Source organism: Halocatena halophila, assembly GCA_027563145.1.
GTDB classification, from domain to species: Archaea; Halobacteriota; Halobacteria; order Halobacteriales; family Haloarculaceae; genus Halocatena; species Halocatena halophila.
Map to the genome: position 1 here is coordinate 820,258 of CP071306.1, position 21,473 is coordinate 841,730.

Consider the following 21,473-nt stretch of genomic DNA (forward strand, 5'->3'; position numbering starts at 1 on the left):
TATTAATCGTCGTCTGCGCTTTCTGGGTGCACTGCGGTGGCCCCAGTGCGGACAGACCGCTCGGTATCGCCCGGATCGAACAGTTGGAGCGCGGTGTTGATCGTCGACCAGTCGTCGCGCTCTGCTGCATCACGGAGGCTTTTGGTTGGAGCAGCGAGCAACTGATTGATCAGCGAGTCTGCCAACGACTCGACCGTCGCTCTCTGTTCGGCCGTCAGCTCGCCATCAGCACGGAGCTTCGAAAGCGCCGTCGAGAGTTCCCGTTCTTTCATTCGTTCGGCACCCTCGTACATGGCGGCGATCACCTCATCGGCCTGTTTGCGTTTATACTGGATCAACAGCCGATCGACGGCGGTGTCAATCATCGATTCGACGGCGAGCGCCGCCTGTTCTCGGTTTGCCGTCGTTGCCCGTGTGATCTCTTCTAATGCGTCCAGATCGTACACCGTTATGCCCGCACACTCTGTGAGGGTGGGATCGATATCACGTGGCTGGGCAATATCGATGAACGTCGTCCGGCCGATATCACGCGATTCCAACAACGAACGATCGATGATCTGCTCGTCGCTGGCGGTGGCACTGACCACGAGATCTGTCGATTCGAGTGCCACACCGAGCGAATCGAGCCCTATCGCCGTTCCGTTATCAATCGCGGTGGCAATATGTGTGGCGCGATCGACCGTTCGGTTGGCTACCACCACCCGTTCAGCAGCCGTCGAGAGCGCATTGGCTGCGATGGCACCCATTTCACCCGCACCGACGACCGTCGCCGTTGCCGAGGAGAGATCGATTCGACGGGCCGCCAGTTCTACGGCCGCACTCCCCAGTGAAACGACGCCTTCGTTGATTGTGGTTTCCGTTCGAGCGCGCTCGCCGACATGAATCGCTTTCGTGATCGCTGCCTCGAGCACCGGACCGATGCCACCACGCTCGGTGGCGGTGGCATAGGCGTCACGTACCTGTCCGAGGATCTGATCCTCACCGAGGACGAGCGACTCAAGGCCACACGCGACGCGAAGGAGGTGTTCGAGCGCAGTTTCGTGATCGAGCCGGTGGCGAGCGTCAGCCGGGACGGCTGGCGTCGCCGTTTCGAGTGCTGTAGAGCCAGTATCTGCCGATTCCGTGACGACGTACCATTCGGCACGGTTGCACGTCTGGAGACAGAACGCTTCGGAGACGCTCGGCGAATCGAGAAGGGCATCGACGATGGCTGCGGGTGGTCGGGCACAGGCCGCCTCAATCGTCTCGATATCAGCGTGGCTGTGGGCGACCGACCAACCCGTGATAACACCAGATCCAGCCGTCATTTCGTCTCACCCAGGGCCCTAGCGATGGTTTCGCTCACTACGTGTGCAGTGTTGGAATGGGGATCACCTAAAGTCTTCCAAACACGATCGGACGAGACGACGGCCCGGAGTGCTTGTCGACGGTCGGCCGGTGATTCATCCGCCAGCCGTTCGCGCTGGCTGCCAAGGATCGTTGCGAGTGCTCCGGCACCCTCAATCGTCGGTTCGATTTTCTTCCGGAGCGTTCGGCTCAGTGCTGGACTGTTCGCCCCCGAGGAGATGCCCACCACCACCGGCTCATCGCGAATCATCGATGGAATCGTGACGTCGCCAACCGTGCGGTCAGTTCCGGTCGATCGATCTGCACGATTGCAGAGCACGCTCGTCTCTGCAACTGCGGCGTCGATTGCGTCGTTAACCGACGGATCGTCCGTTGCTGCCACCACCAGTGCGGGCGCAACTCGTTCGATCCAGGATTCGATGGTCGAGGGCGTTGGCCGACAGCGGATGCGCTCTGCGCCGCCGAACGAGCCGGACACGAACGTTGGGCTCAGCACGATCACTGTCGCTTCGGTCGCAAACGTTCTGGCACGACGCTGTCCAACAGCACCGCCACCAACGATCAACACCCGTTCATCAGTGAAATCGTGTGCAAGCAAGATCACGATGACTCCACCGATGCGTTGAGTCGCTCATCAAGCCGGATGCCGGTCTTTTTCAACACCGACGTTGAGAACAGGGTCGTCCAGTCCTCGTCGGTGACCGGCCAGAACTCACCCATCCGTTCTTCGACCGTTCGAATGCGTGCATCCGACTCCGACTCACTGCGGCCATGGGTCATCGCAAAGAAGTTGTACGGCCAGACGCCGTCGTGGCGTGGCCGTTCGTAACAGTGGGTTACAAACTCCAGTTCGGCTATTGCCGGGCCAACCTCTGCGAGTCGGTCGTCGGGAACGTCCCACACTGTCATGCCATTTTCCGTATAGCCCAGTGCGTAGTGGTTCGGAACCACGCCGATTCGACGGATCTTCCCTTCAGCCCTGAATCTGGCGATCGTCTCACGAACCCACGATGGCGAGCGATCGATCTCCTCGGCCACCGTCGCGTATGGTTGTGACGTGATCGGAAGCCCATCCTGAATGGCGAGCAACAGATCACGCTCTGTGGCCGTAATTTCAGTGCGATCCGTGGGCTTTGGCGACGGCCCGCGATCGGAACAATCGATCGGCGCGTCCCTGAGTGGCCCATTGATCGGGAACTTCGCCTCGACGCGAAACTCCTGTTGTTTGGGCATGTTGTAGGTGGGCTGGCCGGTTTCGCGCTCGATTTCATCGAGCACCGTTTCCACGCGGTCTGGATCCCCGACAGAAACGACGAACCAGACGTTGAGATGGTCGTGCGCGCGTTCGTAATTGTGTGCGACCTCCCGGTGATCGTTGATTAGCTCAACGTTCTCTTCGAACTGATCGGCCGGTGCGTGTGTGGCGACGAGCGTTGCCGTTCCACCGATTTCCTCGGCGTTGATAAGCGGGCCGAATCGAGTGAGAATTCCAGCATCATCCAGCGACCGAATTCGATCGCGCAACTGCTCGGCGGTGATCGACACGCCAGCAGATCGAAGGGCAGCTGCCGCCGCATCGAACGGCGCGTCACAGACCGGAAATCCACCCTGAAAGCCGTTGATGATGGCTCGGTCGGTGGCGTCTGCGTCGTCGAGCGTACTCATTGTCACAACTCGGTGCTATCGGCTGATAAACGCCACGTTCGACCGAATTCGTTAGGTGTATGGAAACCGTTATCATAGATGTGCCCTGCTTCGTTGTCTGTACGGACTGCGGGAAAAGTGACTCCTACGCCGATAGACACGCGGCCCGTCGGGACGACTGGCACGAGCTTTCGATCGATGGCGTGGTCGGTCCTGCCGATCAGTCCGAGTGGTACGGGCTCTGTCCGGAGTGCAGCCGGTGACTCCCTGCCCAATGCGACTGTAACTGAGGAGTGTACTCAATCGCGGATCGGCAGGCGCAGTCGTGTCTCTTCCGCCGTTCCGTGATGGAGCCATACCCCTACTGCGCTTCGAGAGGGCTGATACCCGACGTTCGCTGTGGAGACTGTCAGCCTGAGTGCATCGCCGGGCGTGAACGACCGTGAAAGCGGTGGAAGTGAGACAGTTCGTTCGAGCGGACCGTCACCCTCGATTCGCAACGGCGTCACCTGGTCGTCGATCTGTGTTGTGGCACCATCACGAACGTGTGCGAGCGATGCGAACAGCCGACACTCCGGACCAAACGGATCGACAGTGAGTGAGAGCTCCGGCGGACCAAACAGCGTCAGCTCTCGATCGATTGCCCACTCGAACGAAAGAGTGCTGATGGGGCTCTCGATGGGACCGGTGTTCGGTGCGTACGATGTCTCATCGTCAGTGACGCCAGCCACAGACCACTCTTCCCACGTTGTTCCCGACGCTGGAATGCCATCTGCGGTTTTATACCCGCCGGATTCGCTGTCGTAGTAGGTAACTGCTGGGAGATCGGTCGTTTCATCCCCACGAAGATGCGTATCGAGCCATGTGTGCGCCAGTGCGTCGATTGCTGACCCTTCGTCGGAGAGACCAGCTGCAATCCCTGAGAGGCTGTGACCACCGTTGGTCAACACCAGTCGATGGGCGGTGCTGGCACGCGCGTTCCAGAGTGCCTCAAGCGGGGTGAACAGCGTGTCCGAAAAGCCATGGATAAAAAGCGCGGGTGACGTTATCGAGTCGATCTTCCCGACCGGCGAGCGATCAGTTAGATATCTGATTCCCCAGTCAGGAAGCTCATTTTCCACCAGGCCGTGATAGAGCAGTTCGTACAGCTCAGGTGCCTGCCCCTGGAGGAAATCGAATGCGTCGGTGCCAGTCAGGTGTGCGCCTGCCGCGCCAGCAACCGTCAACAACAGCGCCCAGCCACGTTTGATCACGCCGTTTGGAGCCAGCGAGTACGTCAGATCGTGCCAGGCCCAGCGGGGCACGATTGCGTCGATTCGATCATTGCTTTCGGGGAGCCCTGTACCGTTTGCTTCCGCAATCGCCGTATTCAGCTGAATGCCACCCCCGTACGACGTACCGTCCATTCCGACCCGTGGATTGTCAGGCCCGTCCGTCTGGACCGAATCAAGTGCTGCCAGATGGGTGATGAGATGCTGGGCGTCCCTGACTTCGTTTGGCCCATTGAGACCCACTTCTCCACCGGAGTCACCAAAGCCACGAGAGTCGTAGGTCAATACGACATAGCCGTTGTTGGCGTACGTTGTCCCACGGTCGCTGAGAAACTGTGAGAGTGACCGATTCCCACCATAACCGTGTGTCATCAACACCGCAGGATGTTGACCGCCGGCGTTGGGCTCATACAGTGTTGCACCAAGTTCAGTTCCGTCGAACGATTCGATCGTCAGTTCCGTCTCCGTTATCCCATCCGAACTGACTGCACCCGAGATCCCCACACCGAAAACCGTCGTACTCGCCCCAACTGCTGTGAGAAACCGTCGACGGTCAATTCGACCGTCAGCAAACGTGTTGTGTGGTACCACAAACCAATAATTAGTGACAAGAGTCTTTTTACCACTCCCGTCCATTTCAGGCCATTTATTACAAAATAGAAATATAGGTATTTAAATAGAATCCATCAATGAGTTGACGAGCTTGTTTTCAGCCCGTCTGAGATGCTCTTCAGCCGTTCGGCGTTCGACACCGAGTTCCTTGGCAATCGCTGCGGTTGAGATCTCGCGAGGAATGTCGTAGTAGCCATTTGCATGGGCGATTCGCATGGCTTCGCGTTGTCGGTCAGTGAGCTCGACGTGGTGTGGGGTTTCCATCGACATCGGCGATCCCTCAGAGAGCGAGCGCTTCGTTACGACGCGCACCGGCAGCCCATCCCTGCAGAGCGCGCGATACCACGCGGTCAGTGATTCGCCATCCAGTGCCAGCACGCGACAGTGCTTTGCGCCATTTTCGTAGACCAGTGGCGGAAGCAACAAACAGTTGTGGCGCGCGATGTAGCCGTCGATGGCGTCTGGAAGGCGTGCGCGGAGACACCTATCCGTAACGAGAACTGATTCGGTGCCGGATTCGAAAATCGCTGTTACTCCGACCGCAGTTTCGACCTCCGCGACCACCGGCTCGAGCGGCCCAGCAACGGAAAGGAGATCGCACTGATCGAGACACCAGAGTTCAATGCGCCCGCCCGTGCTCGCGCTGGCGTTCGCACAGGGACCATCGCTATCGACGGCAATGATTGCCTCGTGCATGACCTCAATTTCGGCTGCATACAAAAATACCCCGCCATACGGAGGCCCGTTGCTGGTGATGCTGGCCACTGAATACTCGCTATGACCAAAGACCTGATCGGAGCGCCCAGCGAACAGTGGCGTTCCTATCGTGGCTCACCAACGGGAACGACGCTCGAATGCAACGACTGGCCACAGGAGGCCGCATTACGCCTGTTGAACAACAATCTCGATCCCGAGGTTGGCGAGGATCCGGAGTCGCTGGTCGTTTATGGCGGGACAGGTCGTGCGGCCCGCAGCTGGGACGCCTACGATGCCATTCTCGACGAGCTTCGTTCGCTTGGTGATGCAGAGACACTGCTCGTGCAGTCGGGAAAACCGGTTGGACGGTTTGAAACCCACGAGCGTGCACCACGAGTGTTGATCGCCAACTCGAATCTCGTTGGCAACTGGGACGACTGGGAGACGTTCCACGAGCTTGAGGCCGAGGGGAAGATCATGTACGGACAGATGACCGCCGGCTCGTGGGCGTACATCGGCACACAAGGGATCATCCAGGGAACGTACGAAACGCTCGCAGAACTTGCGCGCCAGCAGTACGATAGCGATCTCTCCGGGAAAATCGTCGTCACTGGTGGGCTTGGAGGGATGGGTGGCGCACAACCGCTTGCAGTGACGATGAACAACGGCGTCTGTATCGCTGCAGAGGTCGATGAAACACGGATCGATCGCCGGATCGAGACGGGATACTGTCAGGAGAAAACCGACGATCTCGCGGGGGCAATCGACCGCGCAGAGGAGGCGGCGGCGGCCGGTGAGGCCTACAGCGTTGGTGTCCACATGAACGCGGCAGATATGCTCGAATCGATGCTAGAGCGTGATTTCGTTCCGGACGTACTCACCGATCAGACCAGTGCGCACGACGCGCGCAATGGTTACTATCCGAGCGGCTACACCGTGGCGGAGGCCACCGAACTCCGCGATCGTGACCCAGATCGCTATATGAAAGCCTCGCTCGACACGATGGAGCGCCACGTTCGGGCAATGCTCGAACTCCAGGATCGAGGGGCGATAACGTTCGAATACGGAAACAACATCCGTGGACAGGTTGCGGGCGACCGATGGGACGGAAATGGCGACCCGTTCGACTTTCCTGGATTCGTTCCGGCCTACATTCGTCCATTGTTCTGTGAAGGGAAAGGACCGTTTCGGTGGGTCGCACTCTCTGGTGATCCGGCTGACATCCACCGAACGGACGAGGCAATCCTGGAGCTGTTCCCCGAAAAGGATCACCTCCGGCGCTGGATCGAGCTCGCCCAGGAACAGGTCGACTTCCAGGGGCTACCGAGCAGGGTCTGCTGGCTGGGCTATGCAACCGACGACGACGGGCTGACCGAACGGGCTCGATTCGGGCTGGCGATCAATGAGCTCGTGCGCACTGGAGAGATCAGTGCGCCGGTCGTCGTCACGCGCGACCATCTCGACGCCGGCTCAGTGGCGAGCCCGAATCGGGAGACCGAATCGATGCGGGATGGCACCGACGCCGTCGCAGATTGGCCCCTCCTGAACGCCCTGCTCAACTGTGCCGCCGGCGCTGATATCGTCAGCGTCCACGATGGTGGCGGCGTTGGCATTGGCAACGCGGTGCACACGAACAATCACGTTGTGCTCGATGGCACCGATCGTGCTGCAGAAACCGCACGTCGGGTGTTCACCACCGATCCAGGAATGGGCGTGATCAGACACGCGGACGCAGGCTACGACACCGCCCTGGATGAGGCCGACCGATCGGCTGTTCACATTCCAATGGAGGACCACCAGTGAGAGCACCACTGCGCGACCCACCGTTCGACTGGGCAGGACCATCGAACGATCCGAACGACGAACAGCTCGGTGATATCACCGATCACATATCGATCGAGACAGCGTCGGATCGAACGGCAGTGTTCGTTGGTGAGCCGACCGACCGCGCGGTGATCGGTCGGAAGGGTGCACGCAAAGGACCACGCGCGCTCCGCGAGGCACTCGCCGGAACGAAGACTCACCAGTTCGACCGTGGACCGATCGACTCGCTCGGTGATCTCGGCGACGTAGCGTTCGAGTCGACCCATTCAGTTACTGATCGACAGAAGCTGGCAGCGGAGATCGCCACGATGCTGTACGAGTCCGAGACACGACCAGTGTTTCTTGGCGGTGATAATTCAATGACCGTCGGAAACGTCCGCCCGTTACTCGAACGTGGAAGCGTTGGCGTGATCAGTCTCGATGCGCATCTCGACTGTCGGGCGGGAAATCCATCCAGCGGAACGCCGTATCGACAGCTGTTCGAAGACGGCCTCGAGACGTACGCCGTCGTTGGGGCTCGCTCGTTCGAAAACTCGACAGCCTACGCCGAGTATGCACGCGAGCACGGCACGATCGTAACCGCAGAGTCAATACGCCAGGATCTCGAGGGCGCTATCGAACGGGTCGAATCAGCAATGGCAGACGTCGAGCAGGTGTTTTTGAGCGTCGATCTTGACGTGGTTACGGCCGCTGCAGCGCCTGGTGTCAGCGCACCCACGCCCGGCGGACTCAGTACGCGAGAGCTGTTTGCGCTACTTGAGCGGTTCGCCACGGTGGATCGACTGGCTGGCATCGAAGTCGTAGAGTGCGCGCCAGCGCTTGACGCTGGCGATCGAACCGCAATCGTGGGTGCACGCGCCATCGCCCACGTGGTGAGTCAGTGGACCAGTGGTGAAACACAATGATCGATCTCCTCATTCACGACGCAGCCGAACTGTTGACAGGACCGACCGACGGAACGTTAAAACCGATTGAAGACGGTGCAGTTGCGATTGACGACGGAACGATCGTGGCGGCCGGCAAGAACGAGGCCGTCACGGAGGCGTATCCGCCAGCAAGTGCAACGCAGACGATCGATGCCAGCGGCCAGACCCTCGCACCGGGATTCGTCGATAGCCACACACACGCCCTGTTTGGTGGCGACCGGTCGGATGAATTTGCCGCCAAGCTCGAAGGTACGTCGTATCAGGAGATCGCAGACGATGGCGGTGGCATTCTTCGAACGGTTCGTGCAACGCGGTCAGCGAGTGATGACGTGTTACTCGACCGGTTGCGGGCGACACTCGATACGATGGTTGCCCATGGCACTACCACCGTCGAGATCAAATCGGGCTACGGGCTCGATGTGGAAACGGAGCTACGCATGCTTTCGTTGATCGAGCGGGCCGGCGAGACGCATCCGGTTGACGTGATTCCAACGTTCATGGGCGCACACGCGGTTCCCGAAGACGAATCCACGTCAACGTACGTCGATCAGGTTGTCACCGAACAGCTGCCTGCCGTCGAAGCGCAGGGAATTGCGCAGTTCTGTGATGTGTTCTGTGAAGACGGCGTGTTCGACGTTGCACAGTCCCGACGGATCCTCTCGGCCGGCATCGATCACGGGCTGACACCGAAGATTCACGCTGAAGAGTTCGTGCATCTCGGCGGCGCAGCTCTCGCTGCGGAAATCGGTGCCACAAGCGCGGACCATCTCCTGAAAGCCACTGATGACGACCGGACGGCGCTCATCGAAGCTGCTGTTACGCCAGTGTTGCTGCCGGGGACCGCGTTCACGCTCGATGCCGCGTACGCAGACGCGCGTGCGTTCCTGGATGCTGGGGGATCCGTTGCGCTCGCGACCGATTTTAACCCCAACTGTCATTCTCCAAGCATGCCAATGACGGTCGCGCTGGGTTGTGTGGGAATGCGGATGACGCCACTGGAGTCGATGACCGCGGCCACGGTTTGGGGAGCACGCGCTCTCGATCTCACAGAAACTGGCGTTGGGACCATCCAGCAGGGCGCGCCGGCCGACCTCGTTGTGCTCGATGGGCCGACCCACGTTCACGTCCCATATTCGTTCGGCGTCAATCCAGTTGCAACCGTCGTGAAAGATGGAGCGGTGGTAGTACAATGACAGTCTCTCTGGACGGTGGGTCGCTGAAGCCTGCCGCTGTTGCACGCGTCGCTCGTCAGGACGAACGCGTGGAGGTGACCGATAGCGCCTGGGAAGCCGTACGGACGTCCCGTGAGCGCGTTGCGGACGTAGTAGCGGCCCAGGAGCCAGTGTACGGTCTCAATACCGGTTTCGGTCAGCTGGTCACCGAGCGAATTCCCGAAGACGAACTCGAACGGCTTCAGACCAACCTGGTCCGGTCACACGCAGCCGGAACGGGGCGTGAGCTTGCACGCGAGGAGGTGCGCGCAATGATGCTCACCCGGATCAACGCCCTGGTAAAGGGCTACTCGGGCGTGCGACCGGTGGTAATCGAGTATCTGCTCGAACTGCTGAACGGGCAGGTACATCCGATCGTCCGGTCGCGAGGGAGCCTTGGCGCGAGTGGCGATCTCGCGCCGCTCGCACACATGGCACTCGTGTTGATCGGCGAAGGAACCGCAGTCGTCGAGCCCGAAGACGAGCGCCGATCCGGCACGGCCGCGCTCGAAGCGATCGGATTGGAGCCGCTCGACCTGGTTGCAAAGGAAGGGCTGGCGTTGATCAACGGCACGCAGCTCACCGTCGGATTGGCAGCATTACTCGTGGTGGATGCCGAACGGGTGATCGATGCCGCCGATATCGCCGGCGGGCTCACCACGGAGGTGACGATGGGGACGACTGCGGCCTGCGATCCGGCGATTCAGTCCGTCCGGCCACATACCGGCCAGTCAGCGAGTGCACGCACCGTCCAGTCAGTCACCGCCGGTTCAGAGATTGTCGAATCGCATCGCAACTGCGATCGCGTACAGGACGCCTACTCGATTCGCTGTTTGCCACAGGTTCACGGTGCGGTGCGCGACGCAATCGACCATCTTCGTGAGGCCGTCGAAGTTGAGCTCAACAGCGCCACCGACAACCCACTGATTTTCTCTGCAGAGGAGACTGACGACCGTGCAAGTGGCACTGCGGATGTGGGCGTCATCTCAGGAGGTAATTTCCACGGCGAGCCGCTCGCGTTGCGGCTGGATTACGTGAAAAATGCGCTCACGGAGCTTTCGACGATCAGCGAGCGTCGCGTGGATCGGATGGTGAATCCAAACATCCAGGAGTCACATCTGCCGGCGTTTCTCGCGAGTAACAGCGGACTCGAATCTGGCTATATGATCGCGCAGTACAGCGCTGCGGCACTCATCAACGAAAATCGCTCGCTCGGCGATCCCTCGACGGATTCGACGCCGGTGTCTGGTGGCCAGGAGGATCACGTTTCGATGAGTGCCCAGTCGGCGTTGAACGCTCGACGGGTGCTTGAAAACGCGTCGCGGGTCGTTGCAGTCGAGCTGTTGTGTGGCACACAGGCGCTCGAGTTCGTGCCTGATCTATCGCCGGGTGCAGGGACGAAGCTCGCCTATGAGCACATCAGAGATCGAGTGCCACCGCTTGAGACCGATCGGCCGCTCACCGAAGAGATCGAGGCGATCGAAGCGTCGATCTGCTCGGGCGCGCTCGTTGATGCGGTTGTGGAGTATCTACCCAGTCGGTCGTGAGCTGTTGGTAAGCACATCTATCAGACATCGAATCATCACGGCACTGATTACTGGTAAATTCTACTATCCAACAAAACCAGCTACTGTTTCGTATCGGAGCCACCGATTGTCGCGCGCAAGCAGATCGATTCCGGTGGGTGAGTGCGGAGCGCTCGTGTCAGCTCCGGATGCTCACGCGCAAATGCTTCGTCCGGCGTTGGCTCTTCAACGGCCTGGAGCTCGAATCCAGCTGCGAGCAACGGAGATAGCAGCGACTCGATCGAACGGCGGTAGTAGGTTCCACGATTGGCGAGCGTATCAGTTCCCCAATGGATGTCGTATCGTTCGGTTTCGGCATAGTCTGGCGAACCCGAATTTGTTTCAACGGTCGCTTCGGGTTCATCGCCGGTGGATGGGTAGTTCTCATCCCGGACGACGAGATACTCGTGGATTGGGTTGTGGGTCGAAATGAGGAGATCACCACCATCGTCAAGCACCCGGGCGAATTCGTTGAGTGGCGTGGTCACCATTTCGAGATGGGAAAATACGTGCTGGCAGAGAACAACATCAACGCTGTTGTCCGCCAACCATGTCAATTCCTCGCCCAGATCAGCATACACGAACTCTCCGCGTGGAACACGCTTGCGGGCCTGCAAGAATTGACTCGCTCGCGTCGATACCGATCACCTCGGCTCCGCTTTTGACGAGGTGAGCGGAGCAAGATCGTCGTAGTGATCTGTGATTCGTGGCGGTGCGTCGGGCATACATGACTGTCAAAGTCCCAATGCATAACGCCTCGGAATAGTATACAGATAGATGCGATAATCAAACTATTTTAATAGAATCCGTCACAACTGTAGCGCACGGTTCGAACAACACGTATATGGTACGGATTCAGTATGCTGTCGATGCCGGGTCGGGGGTGAACGAGGATATCACTGCAATTGGTGAGGAGCACGCTATTCTACTGGACGGTGCAACCGGGCTCACAGAAGAATCGTACACGGACGGACCAACTGATGGACGGTGGTACGTCGAAGCGCTTTCAGAAGAACTCTCAGATCGAATTCCCCAGACAGATAGCCTGTCAAGGGCTGCCGAACGGGCGATTGGGGCCGTTCAAGAACAGTACAACGCTGCGACGAGTGCGGTTTCACCGCCACCAGAGGCAGTTCCATCGGCATCTGGGGCGATCATCGACTGGTCGGGTGGAGAGCTCACGTACTTCATTCTGGGCGACTGTTCGGCGATTCTTCAGACGGCTACCAGTGTGATCCCCGTGATTGGTCGGGGACCTCGAACGCTTGACGAACAAGTGCTTGATAGAATGATAGAGCTCCGGGAAGCTGACCCGGAGCTTACCCAGGAGGAACTCTGGGACCGAGTAATCCCACAGCTCAGAGAGCACCGAATGCTCAAAAATGATCCGGACGGATACTGGGTGTTCAGTCTCGACCCCGAAGCTGTCAATTACGCTATGGAAGGGGGGGAATTCCCCTGTCCGAGACGGAGTATGTGGTCAGCTTCACAGACGGTGTAGAGCCGCTACAGGAACCGTTTGATCTCTTTTCAGATTGGGGTGCGTTCGCGTCCTACGTTCACCGAAACGGTATCGACCGAACGATTAGATTGCTACGAACGTTCGAAGGAACTGACGAGGACTGTCGGGAGTATCCCAGATTGAAACCCTCTGACGATGTCGGGATCATCACAGTAGAGCCGGAGTGATTCAATGGGAGCAAATTCGATCGATGAAACGATGTTCGAATCGATCGCAACCGGTGAGGATCCCGAGGCGATCCGATCGTTCCTTGAGTCGCTACCACCCGAACGAGAGCATGGATGGGAACTGCACCTCACAAAGTTGATCGAAACTGCTCCGGACTGTCGAACAACGCTTCGGAGCATTCTTAATGACGAAGCGAGTCCGGAATCAGTCCGATTCGGGGCATTTTTTGCCTGTTGTATTTATCATCGTCGACAGGGCAACGTGACGCAGTTTGGGATGTTACTCCGGGAGTACTCGGAATTCGATGATCATCCACTATTCCCACACCTTCAAGGGCTCCATCAGAGTCAGCTCTCATCGCCTGGAAGCGGTCAACGGGCGATCGAATTCGCCAGGGAAGCCGCCCAGAGAGTTGGCGCACATCCCGGGGTTCGTCACAGTCTGGCCATCGCAATCGTCGAGCATCTCGAACAGGAAACGCCTGCGTCTTCCCAAGCACTGCTCGAAGAAGCCCACGAGAACGTTACCACGGCAATCGAACGGATCGAGTACCCGCGATATTTCGATACGTTGGGTCGTATTCTGACCCATCAGGGAAAATACGACGACGCGAGAGCGAACATACACAAGGCGATCGATCTGGAGGACGAGGCGAAAGAGGATTACGCAATCCGGATCGGAATGTATCGCTCACACGAATTCAGGGTCATTCTCGAAGAGCATGCTGCTGACATTTCGAACGAGCAACAGACAATTCGTAATCAGCAACGTGAGTTGGATGAGAAGGTATCCGGGGCGGTTGCGCAACTGGAACACGCCAGCGAACAATCAGAAGAACGCATGCGAGAAATCCAGACCCAGACGTTGCAGTTCATGGCGTTTTTCGCAACGATGCTGGCGGTCATCGTCAGCTCGATAACCGTCACGACTCGCTTTCCGGTTCCCGACGCAGCAGCGTTGATTCTGGTGTTGACGGGCGGATTGCTCGCTGCGTTCGGCGGGTTCACGATTGTCCTGCCGATCGATCGCGTTCGGACGAAAGCGGCTGCGTTGTTTGGGATGGGAACCCTGATTGCGGGTGCTGGAATTGGTGTCATCCTCACCCTGTGAGCAGTTCGTGGATTTCGGTTGTGACAGCATTGGTGTCTCGTCGCAACGTTCAAATCGATACCCAGTAGACCCATGGATGTGAATCGGAACGATCGGGCGATCACGGGGTTAGTCATGCTGGGCCATTCGCTGGTGCACACCTACGAGTTCGTGCTGCCGGTGTTCATCCCGATCTGGCTCGTACAGTATTCTACGACGGAGTTCGTCGTCGGTTCGATTGTGGGGCTTGGCATGGCGCTGTTCGGACTCGGTGCGCCGCTGGCCGGCATTCTGACCGATCGGCGTGGCTCGAAGCCGTTGATCGTCATTTCGATGCTCGGAATGGGTCTCTCGTTCGTGTTACTCGCGATTGCCGGACAGTTAGAGGGCTCCAGTGGCGGGTTCACACCGGCGCTGGTGCTCATCACGCTTGCGCTGGTGCTCTGGGGCTGTGCGGCAAGTCTCTATCATCCGGCCGGCCTCTCGTTGATCACCCGCGGCGTCGAAGCCCGCGGCAGCGCGTTTGCGTATCACGGCACCGCCGGCAATATTGGCACCGCAGTCGGACCATTTCTTGCCACAGTGTTACTGTTCGTGTTGAACGATCAGTGGTCGATCGTTGCGTTCATTCTTGCCGTTCCGGCACTGGTTGGTGTCGCGCTTGCAGTCCGGATCGACGTGAACGAAACCGCAGCGGTCACTGCGGTGACCGACGGCGGTACAACCGGTATCAATTCACTCACGGAGTTCACGGCCGAATCGCGACGACTGCTCACAGGTGGCTTTCTGGTCGTGTTCGCGCTGGTGATGTGTTCTGGGCTCTACTACCGCGGAATGTTGACGTTCATGCCAGAAGTGCTCGGAGGGCTTGCCGCCATCAAACCGATCGAGCTGTTCGGACGGACGTTCGAGCCAGCAAACTATCTCTACACTGGATTGCTGGCTGCCGGCGTTGGCGGCCAGTACGTCGGTGGGAAACTCACCGATCGAATGTCGCTAGAACGGGGCCTCGCCGGCGCGTTTGCCGTGCTCGCTGGACTCGCACTCGTGTTCGAACCCGTCGTCGCGATAGGAATGAGTGCTATCATTCCGCTGTTGGTCGCAATCGGCTTCGTGCTGTTTTTCGTTCAGCCATTCTACCAGGCGACGGTCGCAGAGTACACGCCAGCAGACACTCGTGGACTGTCCTACGGATTTACGTATCTGGGTGTCTTCGGCGTCGGCGCACTCGGAACGCCGCTAGCAGGCATTGCGCTCACCTACTTCCCGGAGTGGGCGCTGTTCGTCGTACTTGCTGCGATTGCCTGTGGTGCGTTTGGGCTTGCGGTGTTTCTCAACAGCTACCAGGATTGAATTCAATCTACAACCACGTGGTGAGCACCCGCCACGGAACGAGCAACACCAATCCAACAGCGAGCGAGACGAGCGCGAACGATATAGCAAAATCGCCGTGGAAAACGGATGTTGCCCGGAGTGTCTGACCGATGACCACAGCAATGAGCCATGTTCCGGCAGCGTATAGTGTGGCCGTCTTCGGGGTACGACGCGCTGTGCGGCTGTACGTGCCAAGAATGAGACTGCCAGCGATCCAGCCGAGCAAAAACGGGGTCGCCGTGCCGACGAGCCGCATCGGATTGGCGAGCAGATACTCCAGTCCCCAGTGACGGAGTTCGCCGACGAGCACGAACAGGCCGATCAGAAGCAAGTCGCCGAGGGCAACCAGCAGGGTTTCCGGCGAGCGGTCGATGCGAGCACTCGATCGATCTGCGGTTCCAGCCATGCGTGATCGTACCCCCCAGCAGGTCTTTATTTAATTGATCCCCGGTTTGCGATGCGGTCACGAAGCCCGACCAGCAAGATTACTGCGGAACCGCCACAACACACAGCTGTGACCCAGGAGATCACCACCGTTCTCTTCGATCTCGACGATACGCTGTGTGAATACCGACAGTCCGTTGGGGACGTCCTCGAAATCGCTCACGAAGAAATTGGTATCGAACCGCTGTTCGAACCCGCAGAGTACGTGGCTCGCTACGATGAATTCGCAGAAAAAACCGACTCAAGCGAGCAGCTGCGCCGAGAGTGTTTCAGCACACTCGCCGCCGAACACGACCGCGATCCAGATCTGGGACGGGCAGTGGCTAGGGCCTACTCCAGAGAACGCGATCAAACGGACGTGCGACCGTTTCCTGGCGCGATCGAGACGCTCGAAACGCTCTCTGAAAGCCACAGCCTCGGGCTGATCACCAACGGCGTGCCGGATGCTCAGCGACCGAAACTCGACGTGCTCGGACTCGAGCCGTATTTCGACATCGTGCTCTTTGCCGGGAGTGAGCTCCCAGCAAAACCGGCGCGTGCAGCGTTTGACCACGCGCTCGACCATCTCGGCTCCACGGCCGCGAGGTCGGTACACGTCGGCAACTCACTGGAATCCGATGTTGTCGGGGCCCAGCGAGCAGGGATTGATGCCATCTGGTTTGTCCCTTACCAGCACGCCGGGATCAAACCCGATCCACGGCCAGCATACACCGTTGAATCCATTCCAGAAGTGCTCGACGTGGTCGAATCTTCCCTCTGAGTCTCGATAACGGCCCGGCCATCAAACCCAGCAAACTCGACATCACACCAGAGAGAGCGAACCGTTTTTTTGGTTCGCACCAACGTCCTCGCATGAACGTTCAGCCCATCGCGGAGCTGTCGCCGACTGAGCGGACGGCGTTGTTCGACCGCTCATCCGGCGTCGAAGACGCCATCCAGTCCGCCAAAGAGATCATTGAGCGGGTGCGCACCGAAGGCGACGTCGCCCTGCGTGCGTATGCAAGAGAGTTCGACGACTGCGACGTTGGGAATCTCGAGATCACCGACCAGACCGAAGCCGCAACCGAACGACTTGATCCAACGCTTCTCGCTGAAATCGAAACGGCAGCCGAAAACATCCGCGCGTTCCACGAAAAACAGCGGCCACAGGACTGGCGCGAGACAACCGAGGGCCGTGAGCTCGGTCGCCGATTCCGACCGATCGAACGGGTGGGCGTCTACACACCCGGCGGAACGGCGTCGTATCCATCGAGCGCCTTGATGGGGATCATTCCTGCCGTCGTGGCGGGTGTCGAACACGTTGGGGTCGTCACGCCACCCGCAGAACAACTCGACGACGCGACGCTCGCCGCGATTCAGATTGCCGGTGGGGACGCCGTCTATCAGGTCGGAGGGGCACAGGCGATTGCGGCGCTGGCCTACGGCACCGAAACCGTCTCTCGTGTGGAGAAAATCGTTGGGCCTGGGAACCAGTTTGTCACGGCCGCAAAGCAACTGGTCCAGGGCGACGTTGAAATCGACTTTCTCGCCGGGCCGAGCGAACTGGTTGTCGTCGCGGATGAAACTGCCAACGCTCCGTTCGTGGCGGCGGATCTGCTTGCACAGGCCGAACACGATCCAAACGCGTCTGTCGTTGCAGTCACTCACCACGAACCCACTGCCGAACGAATCGCCAAGGAAACCGAACGACAACTCGAGGCGATCGACCGCAACGATATCGCCCGGGAGGCGCTCGAAAACGACGCCAGTGGCGTCTTTATTGCACGATCACGATCCGAAGCCGTTCTGTTTGCCGAATCGTACGCTCCCGAACACCTTTCGATTCAGACAGAAGATGACGAGGCGATACTCGACCGGATCGATTCCGCCGGGAGTGTCTTTCTCGGCCCGTACACACCCGTTGCTGCAGGGGATTATGCGACCGGGACGAACCACGTGCTTCCGACGAGTGGCGGCGCGCGAACGACTGGTGGGCTCGCCGTCGAGACGTTCCTCCGATCGACAACCGTCCAGCGACTGAATAAGACCGCACTCGAAGACCTCCGCGAGACGATCACCACCATCGCAACCACCGAAGGACTGGAGGCACACGCTCGCAGTGTCGATCAGCGGTTTCAGCCCTAACCTCAGTAGATCAGTTCGTCGCTGTTTTCGACCATATATAGCGTCCGCGCGGCAATGTTCACCGCGTGATCACCAACCCGTTCGAGATCCCGAATCGTCAGTAACAGCCGTGATACCGCACCCATCAACGACTCAATGTCGTCTTCTTTGTCGGTTCCATCGATTTCTGTCTCGATCAGATCCCGCATCACTGTCGTGCTAGCTCTCTGACACAGTGAATCGAGCTCGTCGTCTCGAGTATCGATTTCGAAACACGCCTCCGCATCGCGGTCTGCGTAGGCCAACATCGCGTCATCGATCATTTCGAGGGTTAAATCGCCAATCGCCTGGATATCGACCTCCGGAAACATATCGGACTGAGCACTGAGAGTATACTCTCCGAGATTCGTCGCCAGATCTGCGATCCGCTCGAGATCAGTGATGATCTTGAACGACGAGGCGATAAACCGGAGATCACCAGCCACAGGCTGTTGTAATGCGAATAGATCGATGCAAGACTGCTCGAGGTTGAGATACATCTCGTTGATCTCGCTGTCCCCTTCGATCACATCGCGTGCGAGCTCTTCGTCCTTTTGTTCCATTGCGTTCAATCCAGAGCGCAAACTCTCCGAAACGACTTCGCTCATGTACAACACGTCCGTTTCGAGTTCCTCAAGTTGCTCCTGATAGCCCTGACGTGCCATTGGTGTAATCACTACATCAACACTCATATATTCGATGAACGTAAAGATCTCTATAATTACTCCGTGTGAATATTTAGACCATATAGTTACTATTTAACTATTGTAAGACAATCCCAGATAGACGGACTGAAGCGGCTGTTACTGGTGAATCAAAACTGCTACGAATCATTCAATATCCCTCCATTGAGTACACGATCCCTCACTTAGACCGAGTAAATACTGAGCAGTACACTCTGTCTTCACCGAGTATATAGCGATGGTATAATTTATTGTTATTCGTCCACCACAGTCTGTATGGAGACGAGGAAAGTTCAGGTAACTGGTGGATCGACGTATACCGTTTCATTACCAAAGGACTGGGCGACCGAGAATGACATTTCGGCCGGGAGTGTTGTCGAATTCTACCCGGAAGACGATTCTCTTCTGTTATTGCCCCAGGACGAACAGGAGCGAACGGAGGGTGAACTCGACATCACTGGGATTGACGGCGTCGAGTTGATGCGCATGGTTTCGACAATGTACGTGAGCGGCTTTGACATCATCACGCTCACCGCAAGTCGGATTACGGCCGCACAACGTCGAGCGATCAGATCGGCCTCCCAGCGACTCGTCGGACTTGAGGTGATCGGTGAGACGAGCGAGAAAGTCTCTCTGCAAGATCTTCTCGATTCGTCGGAGCTGTCGGTGACCAACGCAATCACTCGAATGCGATTGGTTTCGTTAAGCATGCTCTCGGATGCCGTGACCGCGCTCGTCGAGAATGACAACGATCTTGCCACCGACGTTATCGAACGCGACGACGATGTTGATCGGCTCTGGTCGATGGTGTCACGAGTGTTCCGATCAGTGCTCCGAGATCCGGGATCGGCCACTGACGTTGGCTTGCCGCGTGAGACGTGCTTCGATTATCACTCGAGCGCTCGCCAGCTCGAACGCGTTGGCGACCACGCAGCAAAGATCGCAAATCTGTCGTTAGAGCTCGATGAAATCCCCCCAGAAGCTGCCGACGGGATCGTCGAGCTCAGAACCGAAGCCGCGACAGCCGTCGAGAAAGCTATGGAAGCACTACTCGAGGACGACACCGAGACGGCAACACGGCTTGGCACCAACGCTCGCGAGCACGTCCGGGAGATCGATACGCTCGCACGAGAGGTCGACGGCATCATCCGCGGACTCGACCCGCAGCCGGCGCAGTTGCTCGGGCTGATCGTGGATTCGCTTTCTCGGAGTGCAGATTACGGCGGAAACATCGCCGAGACGGCACTCCAGAACGCAGCACCAAAACCGTAGTATTTCAGTTCGAATCGAGGACGGCGTTGACCTGGCCGCTCTGACCCGGACGAGAGGTCACACGGGCGCGTCCCTCTGCAGTTTCGATGATAGCGCCCTTGGTAATGATGTTCCGTCGAACGTAGTTGGGGTTCGCACTGTTTTCGATCACGTTTTCGATCGTCGCCGTGACGACACCGTCGTCGGTGGCGACGTTGGCGCTATCCGTCGAGAGGGCGCGCACTTTCGTTTCGCCACCACGCGCTTCAACAACCTTCAGTGAAGTTTCGCCGACGCGGGTTTCCGTTGGTGAGTGACCCAGTTCGTGCAGTCGTTTTTTCCGTACCGTACGCCGTCGGCCACCGGTTCGTTTCTTCGGGGATCGTCCCTGGTCTTTCATACCGCTATCCAGCCCGGAGACACACTTGAAATGCTCGGTCCGACGTGGCCACGTTTCGACAGCGTTAGCACCCTGGCCACGAGCAGTTTCATCGATGAGCCTGTCGATCACCGTTGGAGCGCCGTTTCACGCTGCTGGACGCGACCGCCTCGGAGAAAGCGAGTTCGTCGTCGCACTGTCGCTCGATCGAGACTGGTTTTCTCCCGATCAGGCAAAGCGGCTGATCGACGTGGCCATCGTCGATGGACTGCTCGAACGCGACGGTGATACGCTCACACTGACGTTCGATCCCGAACCAGTGCCGGACTCGTTCAGCCCCGACGAGTCCATTCTCCGACAGCGAACCACCTTCGAACGCGTCCTCGATCGGCTCACCACCGAAGCCGACTCCTCGAAACGGGAGATCGTGGCGGCCATCAACGAACTCCAGGCCACACTTGGAGTCACCACAGACGCCGCCGCAGTGCTGTATGCACACCGGAATGGCCACGATATCGAAGAGCTGGCTGCTGGGGTCCGCTCGGAGCTAACACACGAGCTCACAGGCGAGTAACGTCATTTTTGCAACACCCGTCTGTCCACTAATATTGGACAAACCGAATGTATGTTGTAGAAAGAGTCCGTGGGTACGGTGGGTTTCGAGAGTGAAATACTGTGATCTGCGACTCCATCAACCCGACTGGATGATCCATCCGATGGGGCGGTTCATCCGGGACGGTGATGTGGTTCAGTACGACGAGTTAGTGACGTGGAACCTTCATCCAGAACTGTCGGTTGAATACGAGCTGTTCTACGTGGAGTTGACGGACATTGCGAGCTACTGCCGTGCGCTCGAGACGATCGAGACGATCGAATGGTATCGGACAGTTCGACTCGACGACCGGTCGCTGTTCGTCCTCGTCTGTCAGCAAATACGTGAACGAATGCTCGCGCTTCGGAAGACATTTGCACGGTTACAGGTCGTCGTTGTTCCGCCGATTGTCTACGATACGGAAGCCGTGATGGAGTTCACGGTGATCGGTGAACAAAACGCACTGCAGACGCTGGTCGAAAGCGTCCCAGGTGTGACTGTTCTCGATACTGGGACTCTCGAGACGTACGATCGACCGGCGATCGACAGTACAGCTGCGGTGACCGATCGGCAACTGGAGATGCTCGAAACTGCGGTCAGGATGGGATATTACGCCGTTCCTCGCGAGGCGTCGCTAGAGGACGTGGCAACGGCACTCGAGTGTGCAAAAAGCACCGTGTCGGTGACGTTACGCAAGGCAGAGGCAACCATCATCCGATCGGCACTCACCTGA

The 21,473-nt window shown here is 58.4% G+C and carries 23 protein-coding genes; 14 read left to right on the plus strand and 9 right to left on the minus strand.

All coding sequences use genetic code 11. The features are described 5' to 3' along the window. Positions 1-2 precede the first annotated feature (2 nt). Genes hemA through ahbB form a run of 3 tightly spaced genes read right to left on the minus strand, consistent with a single transcriptional unit; the run spans position 3 to position 3,012 of the window. The gene (gene hemA, locus JXQ78_RS04310) at positions 3-1,307 is read right to left on the minus strand and encodes a glutamyl-tRNA reductase (RefSeq protein ID WP_330632247.1); all 1,305 of its coding nucleotides are present in this window, start codon (positions 1,305-1,307) and stop codon (positions 3-5) included. After that, positions 1,304-1,951, minus strand: a complete 648-nt coding sequence (locus JXQ78_RS04315; RefSeq protein WP_330632248.1) for a precorrin-2 dehydrogenase/sirohydrochlorin ferrochelatase family protein — start codon at positions 1,949-1,951, stop codon at positions 1,304-1,306. Before JXQ78_RS04315 ends, hemA begins: the two co-directional genes overlap by 4 nt. Further along, the gene (gene ahbB, locus JXQ78_RS04320) at positions 1,948-3,012 is read right to left on the minus strand and encodes a siroheme decarboxylase subunit beta (protein WP_330632249.1); all 1,065 of its coding nucleotides are present in this window, start codon (positions 3,010-3,012) and stop codon (positions 1,948-1,950) included. Before ahbB ends, JXQ78_RS04315 begins: the two co-directional genes overlap by 4 nt. A gap of 59 nt (positions 3,013-3,071) precedes the next feature. Here ahbB and JXQ78_RS04325 point away from each other — a divergent pair, with 59 nt between their 5' ends. Next, on the plus strand, positions 3,072-3,254 hold the full coding sequence (locus JXQ78_RS04325; RefSeq protein ID WP_330632250.1) for a hypothetical protein: 183 nt from the start codon (positions 3,072-3,074) through the stop codon (positions 3,252-3,254). A 36-nt stretch (positions 3,255-3,290) separates the two neighbouring features. On the opposite strand, the gene JXQ78_RS04330 is transcribed toward JXQ78_RS04325, so the two are convergent. Together JXQ78_RS04330 and JXQ78_RS04335 are read right to left on the minus strand one after the other, a co-directional pair. After that, positions 3,291-4,853, minus strand: coding sequence for a CocE/NonD family hydrolase (locus JXQ78_RS04330; protein ID WP_330632251.1), 1,563 nt, complete (start codon positions 4,851-4,853; stop codon positions 3,291-3,293). An 81-nt stretch (positions 4,854-4,934) separates the two neighbouring features. After that, positions 4,935-5,570, minus strand: a complete 636-nt coding sequence (locus tag JXQ78_RS04335; RefSeq protein ID WP_330632252.1) for a helix-turn-helix domain-containing protein — start codon at positions 5,568-5,570, stop codon at positions 4,935-4,937. A gap of 81 nt (positions 5,571-5,651) precedes the next feature. On the opposite strand from JXQ78_RS04335, the gene hutU reads away from it, so the two are divergent. The 4 genes from hutU to hutH are packed head-to-tail and all read left to right on the plus strand — an operon-like array spanning position 5,652 to position 11,078. After that, entirely contained in the window at positions 5,652-7,373 is a 1,722-nt protein-coding gene (hutU, locus tag JXQ78_RS04340; protein WP_330632253.1) for a urocanate hydratase, read from the plus strand. Then, a complete protein-coding gene (gene hutG, locus JXQ78_RS04345) occupies positions 7,370-8,299 on the plus strand; it encodes a formimidoylglutamase (protein WP_330632254.1) in 930 nt (309 codons plus the stop codon). The genes hutU and hutG overlap by 4 nt, the downstream gene beginning before the upstream one ends. Next, positions 8,296-9,513: an imidazolonepropionase gene (gene hutI, locus JXQ78_RS04350; RefSeq protein WP_330632255.1), complete on the plus strand. Its 1,218-nt coding sequence runs from the start codon at positions 8,296-8,298 to the stop codon at positions 9,511-9,513. The genes hutG and hutI overlap by 4 nt, the downstream gene beginning before the upstream one ends. After that, positions 9,510-11,078, plus strand: a complete 1,569-nt coding sequence (gene hutH, locus JXQ78_RS04355; protein ID WP_330632256.1) for a histidine ammonia-lyase — start codon at positions 9,510-9,512, stop codon at positions 11,076-11,078. The genes hutI and hutH overlap by 4 nt, the downstream gene beginning before the upstream one ends. A gap of 80 nt (positions 11,079-11,158) precedes the next feature. Here the strand turns inward: hutH and JXQ78_RS04360 are convergent, their stop codons facing one another. Then, a complete protein-coding gene (locus tag JXQ78_RS04360) occupies positions 11,159-11,713 on the minus strand; it encodes a class I SAM-dependent methyltransferase (RefSeq protein WP_330632257.1) in 555 nt (184 codons plus the stop codon). A 227-nt stretch (positions 11,714-11,940) separates the two neighbouring features. Here JXQ78_RS04360 and JXQ78_RS04365 point away from each other — a divergent pair, with 227 nt between their 5' ends. The 4 genes from JXQ78_RS04365 (at position 11,941) to JXQ78_RS04380 (ending at position 15,228) form a co-directional block, all read left to right on the plus strand. Then, a complete protein-coding gene (locus JXQ78_RS04365; RefSeq protein ID WP_330632258.1) occupies positions 11,941-12,597 on the plus strand; it encodes a hypothetical protein in 657 nt (218 codons plus the stop codon). After that, on the plus strand, positions 12,573-12,785 hold the full coding sequence (locus JXQ78_RS04370; RefSeq protein WP_330632259.1) for a hypothetical protein: 213 nt from the start codon (positions 12,573-12,575) through the stop codon (positions 12,783-12,785). The genes JXQ78_RS04365 and JXQ78_RS04370 overlap by 25 nt, the downstream gene beginning before the upstream one ends. Positions 12,786-12,789: 4 nt before the next feature. Then, entirely contained in the window at positions 12,790-13,896 is a 1,107-nt protein-coding gene (locus JXQ78_RS04375; protein ID WP_330632260.1) for a hypothetical protein, read from the plus strand. A 72-nt stretch (positions 13,897-13,968) separates the two neighbouring features. After that, positions 13,969-15,228, plus strand: a complete 1,260-nt coding sequence (locus tag JXQ78_RS04380) for an MFS transporter (protein WP_330632261.1) — start codon at positions 13,969-13,971, stop codon at positions 15,226-15,228. Between the two features lie 7 nt (positions 15,229-15,235). Here JXQ78_RS04380 and JXQ78_RS04385 read toward each other — a convergent pair whose 3' ends face one another. Beyond that, the gene (locus tag JXQ78_RS04385; RefSeq protein WP_330632262.1) at positions 15,236-15,655 is read right to left on the minus strand and encodes a DUF3054 domain-containing protein; all 420 of its coding nucleotides are present in this window, start codon (positions 15,653-15,655) and stop codon (positions 15,236-15,238) included. 108 nt (positions 15,656-15,763) lie between these two features. Here JXQ78_RS04385 and JXQ78_RS04390 point away from each other — a divergent pair, with 108 nt between their 5' ends. Together JXQ78_RS04390 and hisD are read left to right on the plus strand one after the other, a co-directional pair. After that, positions 15,764-16,453 (plus strand): HAD family hydrolase, encoded by a 690-nt coding sequence (locus JXQ78_RS04390; protein WP_330632263.1) that lies wholly within the window; start codon positions 15,764-15,766, stop codon positions 16,451-16,453. 92 nt (positions 16,454-16,545) lie between these two features. Further along, a complete protein-coding gene (hisD, locus tag JXQ78_RS04395) occupies positions 16,546-17,817 on the plus strand; it encodes a histidinol dehydrogenase (RefSeq protein ID WP_330632264.1) in 1,272 nt (423 codons plus the stop codon). Between the two features lie 2 nt (positions 17,818-17,819). Here hisD and phoU read toward each other — a convergent pair whose 3' ends face one another. Continuing rightward, the gene (gene phoU, locus JXQ78_RS04400; protein ID WP_330632852.1) at positions 17,820-18,500 is read right to left on the minus strand and encodes a phosphate signaling complex protein PhoU; all 681 of its coding nucleotides are present in this window, start codon (positions 18,498-18,500) and stop codon (positions 17,820-17,822) included. A gap of 294 nt (positions 18,501-18,794) precedes the next feature. On the opposite strand from phoU, the gene JXQ78_RS04405 reads away from it, so the two are divergent. Beyond that, positions 18,795-19,790, plus strand: coding sequence for a phosphate uptake regulator PhoU (locus JXQ78_RS04405; protein ID WP_330632265.1), 996 nt, complete (start codon positions 18,795-18,797; stop codon positions 19,788-19,790). 4 nt (positions 19,791-19,794) lie between these two features. Here JXQ78_RS04405 and JXQ78_RS04410 read toward each other — a convergent pair whose 3' ends face one another. Further along, positions 19,795-20,169 carry a 30S ribosomal protein S8e gene (locus tag JXQ78_RS04410; RefSeq protein ID WP_330632266.1) on the minus strand — a complete coding sequence of 125 codons (375 nt, stop codon included), beginning with the start codon at positions 20,167-20,169 and terminating at the stop codon, positions 19,795-19,797. 94 nt (positions 20,170-20,263) lie between these two features. Here JXQ78_RS04410 and JXQ78_RS04415 point away from each other — a divergent pair, with 94 nt between their 5' ends. Beyond that, positions 20,264-20,722 (plus strand): DUF2240 family protein, encoded by a 459-nt coding sequence (locus tag JXQ78_RS04415; RefSeq protein WP_330632267.1) that lies wholly within the window; start codon positions 20,264-20,266, stop codon positions 20,720-20,722. Positions 20,723-20,813: 91 nt separating this feature from the next. Beyond that, the gene (locus JXQ78_RS04420; protein ID WP_330632268.1) at positions 20,814-21,473 is read left to right on the plus strand and encodes a helix-turn-helix domain-containing protein; all 660 of its coding nucleotides are present in this window, start codon (positions 20,814-20,816) and stop codon (positions 21,471-21,473) included.